This window comes from Bradyrhizobium sp., assembly GCF_049512235.1.
In the GTDB taxonomy this organism is placed as follows: domain Bacteria; phylum Pseudomonadota; class Alphaproteobacteria; order Rhizobiales; family Xanthobacteraceae; genus Bradyrhizobium.
In genome coordinates this window covers 1-5568 of record NZ_JBEKXH010000429.1, presented here as the reverse complement: position 1 = coordinate 5568, position 5568 = coordinate 1, and the positions used below count along the sequence as shown (strand labels likewise).

Sequence of the window (5568 nt, the reverse complement as noted above, 5' to 3'; positions counted from 1 at the left end):
CGACCTCGCCGCCAAAGGATGCCGACAGCTCGCGAAGCCTCTGCACCAGCGCGTCATCTCCCGGCACGATCAGCGCGGTACCGATCGCCGCGCCGCCCTTTGCTATCGCCGGCCTGGTCAGCTTTTCGCCGACGTCACCGGCGAGCCGCATGGTTTCCGCGAATACCAGCCTGCCGCCGCGCTTCACCCGCCAGCGATCGACGAATTCGCCATCCAGCATGCGCTCGCCCATCGCGGCGCGGCCGAACACCACGATTTCGCAGAGCAGGAGCGAAGCGTCTTCCGCAAGATCGATATCGATCCGGCGCAGGATCCGGGCCCGGTCGAATAAAATAGTCTCCTGCGGCAGCCAGGCGAGGTTCGAACCTGCCGCAACCTTCAAGGCAATATTGAGCCGGGCGGCCGGCCCCTCGGCACGGTACACCTTTTCCGCCGCCGCCGTCGTCACCGCCAGGTGTGATCCCTCGCCGGTCGCAATCTCGATGTCGAAGCGATCGCCGCCGGCGACCCCGCCTGCGGTGTTGACGAAAACCGCGGACAGGCCCAGCCTCTCGGGCGATGGGAAGCGCACGCGCAGCGAGCCGGATTCATGCAGATGGCGACGACGGGTGACGCCATCGACCTGATGCACGTCGAAGGCGACCGAGCCCTGGGCCCGGTTGGCGGCGAAGATCGCCGAGGCCGCGCTCGTGGTATCGGTCAGCATCCTCCCCCAACTCTTCCAAACGGGGCGCGCGACCTGTGCCGGCCGCGTCACAAATCCCGTCATAGCGCCATCTGGCGACTGATTTCGGCGGGATCCATTTGGCTCCGATCGCAGGCATATTTCACAGCGCCGCGGTCCATCACGGCAAAATTGTCACCGAGTTCGCAGGCAAAGTCGAGATATTGTTCGACCAGCACGATCGCGATGCTGCCAAGGTTGCGAAGATAGGAAATCGCCCGCCCGATATCCTTGATGATCGACGGCTGAATGCCCTCGGTGGGTTCGTCCAGCAGCAGGAGTTTCGGCCGCATCACCAGCGCCCGCCCGATCGCGAGCTGCTGCTGCTGACCTCCTGAGAGATCGCCACCGCGGCGTCCCAACATCGACTGCAGCACCGGGAACAGCGAGAACACGTCGCCCGGAATATGGCGGTCCTCGCGCTTCAATGGTCCAAAGCCGGTCTTGAGGTTTTCCTCTACGGTCAGAAGCGGAAAAATCTCGCGGCCCTGAGGCACGAATCCGATGCCGCGCCGCGCCCGCTCATAGGGCTTGAGGCCCGAGATTTCGACACCGTCAAACGTGATCGAGCCGGAGGCAATGGGGTACTGGCCGACCATCGCGCGCAGCAGGCTGGTCTTGCCGACGCCGTTGCGGCCCAGCACGCACGTCACCTTGCCCGGCTCGGCCGAGATCGAGACGCCGCGCAGCGCCTGCGCGGCGCCGTAATAGAGGTTGATATTGTCGACCTTAAGCATGTGTCGTCCTTTTCAGGGCGAGTAGCAAATAGCGAATAGTAGACATAACCCTATTCGCTACTCCCTATTCGCCCCTTATCTTCCCAGATACACTTCGATCACCCGCTCATTCGACGAAACCTGATCGATGGTTCCTTCGGCCAGCACTGTGCCTTCGTGCAGGCAGGTCACCTTGACGCCGAGCTCGCGAACGAAGGTCATGTCATGCTCGACAACCATGATGGTTTTCTCGCGATTGATTTCCTTCAGCAGTTCCGCGGTCTGATGGGTCTCGACGTCGGTCATGCCGGCCACCGGCTCATCGACCAGCAGCAGCTTGGGATCCTGCGCCAGCAGCATGCCGATCTCCAGCCACTGCTTCTGACCATGCGACAGGCTGCCCGCCAGACGGTCACGCGCGTCCGTCAGGCGAATGGTTTCCAGCACCCGCTGGATCCGTTCGGATTCGGCCTTGCTCTCCCGCCAGAACAGTGTACCGCGCACCCGGTGATCGACGTTGAGCGCCAGCAGCAGATTGTCTTCGATGGTCTGGCTCTCGAATACCGTCGGCTTCTGGAATTTCCGGCCGATCCCGAGTTCGGCGATCCTGGTCTCATCGAGCCGGGTCAGGTCGGTGACGCCATCGAACAGCACCTCGCCCTGGTCCGGCTTGGTCTTGCCGGTGATGATGTCCATCATTGTGGTCTTGCCGGCGCCGTTCGGGCCGATGATGGCGCGCATCTCGCCGGGGGCGAGCGTCAGCGACAGGTTGTTGATGGCATGAAAGCCGTCGAACGAGACGTGTACGCCGTCGAGATAGAGCAGTGCCGAGGTGGCACGCATATCCATGACGTTCATGTTCCTACTCCGCCATGTTGGGTTCGCTGACGCCGTCTTCGCGCGCTGCGCTTGCGGCGTTGGCGTTTGCCGCCAGGCGTGCGGCCTTCCAGGGCTCCCACCAGGCGTTAAAGGTGCCGACGATTCCCTTCGGCAAGGCCAGCGTCACCGCGATGAACAGCGCGCCTAGCATGAAAAGCCAGTACGGTGCGAGTGGACCGGATGTAAAAAAGGTCTTGGCATAATTGACGACGACGGCGCCGAGCGCCGCCCCGACCAGCGTACCGCGGCCGCCGACCGCGACCCAGATCACGGCTTCGATGGAATTTCCCGGCGCGAATTCGCCGGGATTGATGATGCCGACCTGCGGCACGTAGAGCGCGCCGGCGACGCCGGCCATGCACGCCGACAGCGTGAACACGAACAGCTTGTAGGATTCGACGCGGTAGCCGAGAAACCGGGTGCGGGATTCCGCGTCGCGGATCGCGATCAGCACCTTGCCGAGCTTCGATGTCACCACCGCGCGGCAGATCAGGAATCCGATGATCAAGGCGATGCAGCTCAGCGCGAACAGCGCAGCGCGCGTACCGTCGGCCTGGACGTTGAAGCCGAGGATATCCTTGAAATCGGTCAGGCCGTTATTGCCGCCGAAACCGAAATCGTTGCGGAAGAAGGCCAGCAGCAAGGCGTAGGTCATGGCCTGGGTAATGATCGACAGATAGACGCCGGTTACGCGGGAGCGGAACGCGAGCCAGCCGAAACAGAAGGCCAAAAGGCCCGGAACGAGCACGACCATCAGCGCCGCGAACCAGAACATATCGAAACCGTTCCAGTACCATGGCAGCTTCGGATAGTTCAGGAACACCATGAAATCAGGCAATATCGGATTGCCATAGACGCCGCGGCTGCCGATCTGACGCATCAGATACATGCCCATCGCGTATCCGCCGAGCGCAAAGAAGGCGCCGTGGCCGAGCGAGAGAATGCCGCAATAGCCCCAGATCAGATCGATCGCCAGCGCCAGAACAGCGTAGCAGACATATTTGCCGAACAGCGCCACCAGATAGGTCGGCACCTGGAAGAAGGAGCCGGCCGGCAGCAGCAGGTTCGACAGCGGGACCAGAACGCCGAACGCGGCGACCACGATCACGAATATGGTCGCGCTGCGATCGAGCGAGCGCGTGAGCACGTGCGGCATCATGCTTCCACCGCCCGACCCTTGAGCGCGAACAGGCCGCGCGGGCGCTTCTGAATGAACAGGATAATCAGGACCAGAATGGCGATCTTGCCGAGCACGGCGCCCGCCACCGGTTCGAGGAATTTGTTGGCGATCCCAAGCGTGAACGCACCCACCAGCGTACCCCAGAGATTGCCGACGCCACCGAATACCACCACCATGAAGGAGTCGATAATATAGCTCTGACCGAGATTGGGACTGACGTTGTCAATCTGCGACAGCGCCACGCCGGCGATCCCGGCGATGCCCGAGCCGAGACCGAACGTCAGCGCGTCGACGCGCGAGGTCGCAATCCCCATCGATGCCGCCATTCTGCGGTTCTGCGTCACCGCCCGCATCTCAAGCCCAAGCGCCGTGAAGCGCAGCATGGCGAGCAAAATGGCGAACACCGCCAGCGTGAAGCAAAGAATCCACAGCCGGTTGTAGGTGATCGTGATCTGTCCGATTTCGAACGCGCCGCTCATCCAGGAGGGATTGCCGACCTCCTGGTTAGTGGGACCGAACATGGTGCGGACGGCCTGCTGCAGAACCAGCGACAAGCCCCACGTCGCCAGCAGCGTTTCCAGCGGGCGGCCGTAGAGAAAGCGAATGATACTTCGCTCGATCAGCACGCCGATAGCGCCGGCGACAAGGAAGGCGAGCGGTACCGCAATCAGCAGCGAATAGTCGAACAGTCCGGGATAGCTGGTGCGGATGGTCTGCTGCACCACGAAGGTGACATAGGCCCCGATCATGACCATCTCGCCATGGGCCATGTTGATGACGCCCATCACCCCGAAGGTGATGGCCAAGCCGATCGCCGCCAGCAGCAGCACCGAGCCGAGCGACAGGCCGTACCAGGCATTCTGAACCATCGACCACAGCGCGAGGTTGCTCTGGATCGCCGCCGTCGCGCTGGCCGCGGCGCGCGCGATCGCGGGCGGCTGGTCTCCGGTCAGTCCGGTCAAAAGCGCCAATGCTTCCTGATCGCCGCGCGCCTTGATGGTGGCGATGGCTTCAAGCTTTTCGGCGTCGGTGGCATCGGCCTTGAATAACAGGATCGCCGCCCGCGCCTCGGTGAACGCCAGCCTGGCGCCCTTGTTGGTCTCTTTCTGCAGCGCGCTGTCGACGGCCGGCAGCATGGTCTCGTCGTGGGTCTTGAACACCGATTGCGCAGCCTGGATTCGTATGGCGGGGTCGGGCGACTGCAATGTCAAACTGCCCAGTGCGGCCTCGACGTGGCGCCGCAACTTGTTGTTCAGGCGCACCGCAACCGCGCTGTCCGGAATGCTGGTCACGGCAGCGCCCGTCAACGCGTCGATGGTCTTGCCGTCGGGCAGCGTGACATATACTTTTTTGGTGTCGGGATCGGCCATCAGGCGGCCGTCCTGGAGTGCGCTGACGATGGCGTAGGCGAGTGGATTATCACTGGTCGCGAGCACGTCGACGGCGTCCTCGGTATCGGAAAACTCGTCGTTTGCAAATTTACCGACGGCGTCTTCGTACGGCCCTGCCATGACCGGAAGCGCGGTCGCGACAATCAGCAAAATGGCGAATGGAAGCGCGCGGACGTTTCTAAGAAACTTGGCAAGCACTGGACAACCCCGACAGCGAAGGGAAGGCGGCGGATATCGTCGCCTTCCCTGGTTTGTTTGGACGCGCGTATCGGATCAGGAGCCCTGACCGCCGCATTTGTTGGTCTTGGTGTTGTAGTTGCCGCACTTCTTGCCGACCCAATCGCCGATCAGATCCTTGGAATCGGGCAGCTCTTTCGACCATGCGTCGCCCGCGACCAGGCCGGGCGTCTTGAACACCACGTCGAACTGGCCATTGGCTTTGATTTCGCCAATGAACACCGGCTTGGTGATGTGATGGTTGGGAAGCACCTCGGCGATACCACCGGTGAGGTTCGGCGTCTTGGTGCCCGGCAGCGCGTCGATGACCTTGTCAGGATCGGTCGACTTCACCTTTTCGACCGCCTTAACCCACATGTTGAAGCCGATATAGGTGGCTTCCATGGGATCGTTGGTCGTGCGCTTCGGGTTCTTGGTGTAGGCCTGCCATTCCTTGATGAA

At 62.3% G+C, this 5568-nt stretch carries 6 protein-coding genes; all 6 read right to left on the bottom strand.

Annotation, left to right across the window (positions count from 1 at the left end):
• The coding region (locus tag ABSG20_RS28430) for an urease accessory protein UreD (protein WP_423867791.1) at positions 1 to 706 on the bottom strand (706 nt) is incomplete at its 3' end.
• 59 nt (positions 707 to 765) lie between these two features.
• Entirely contained in the window at positions 766 to 1461 is a 696-nt protein-coding gene (gene urtE, locus ABSG20_RS28425; RefSeq protein WP_423867790.1) for an urea ABC transporter ATP-binding subunit UrtE, read from the bottom strand.
• 75 nt (positions 1462 to 1536) lie between these two features.
• Positions 1537 to 2298 (bottom strand): urea ABC transporter ATP-binding protein UrtD, encoded by a 762-nt coding sequence (gene urtD, locus ABSG20_RS28420; protein ID WP_423867789.1) that lies wholly within the window; start codon positions 2296 to 2298, stop codon positions 1537 to 1539.
• A gap of 4 nt (positions 2299 to 2302) precedes the next feature.
• Positions 2303 to 3478: an urea ABC transporter permease subunit UrtC gene (gene urtC / locus ABSG20_RS28415; protein ID WP_423867788.1), complete on the bottom strand. Its 1176-nt coding sequence runs from the start codon at positions 3476 to 3478 to the stop codon at positions 2303 to 2305.
• Positions 3475 to 5010: an urea ABC transporter permease subunit UrtB gene (gene urtB / locus ABSG20_RS28410; RefSeq protein WP_423867787.1), complete on the bottom strand. Its 1536-nt coding sequence runs from the start codon at positions 5008 to 5010 to the stop codon at positions 3475 to 3477. The genes urtC and urtB overlap by 4 nt, the downstream gene beginning before the upstream one ends.
• Positions 5011 to 5163: 153 nt before the next feature.
• The coding region (locus ABSG20_RS28405) for a transporter substrate-binding protein (protein WP_423867786.1) at positions 5164 to 5568 on the bottom strand (405 nt) is incomplete at its 5' end.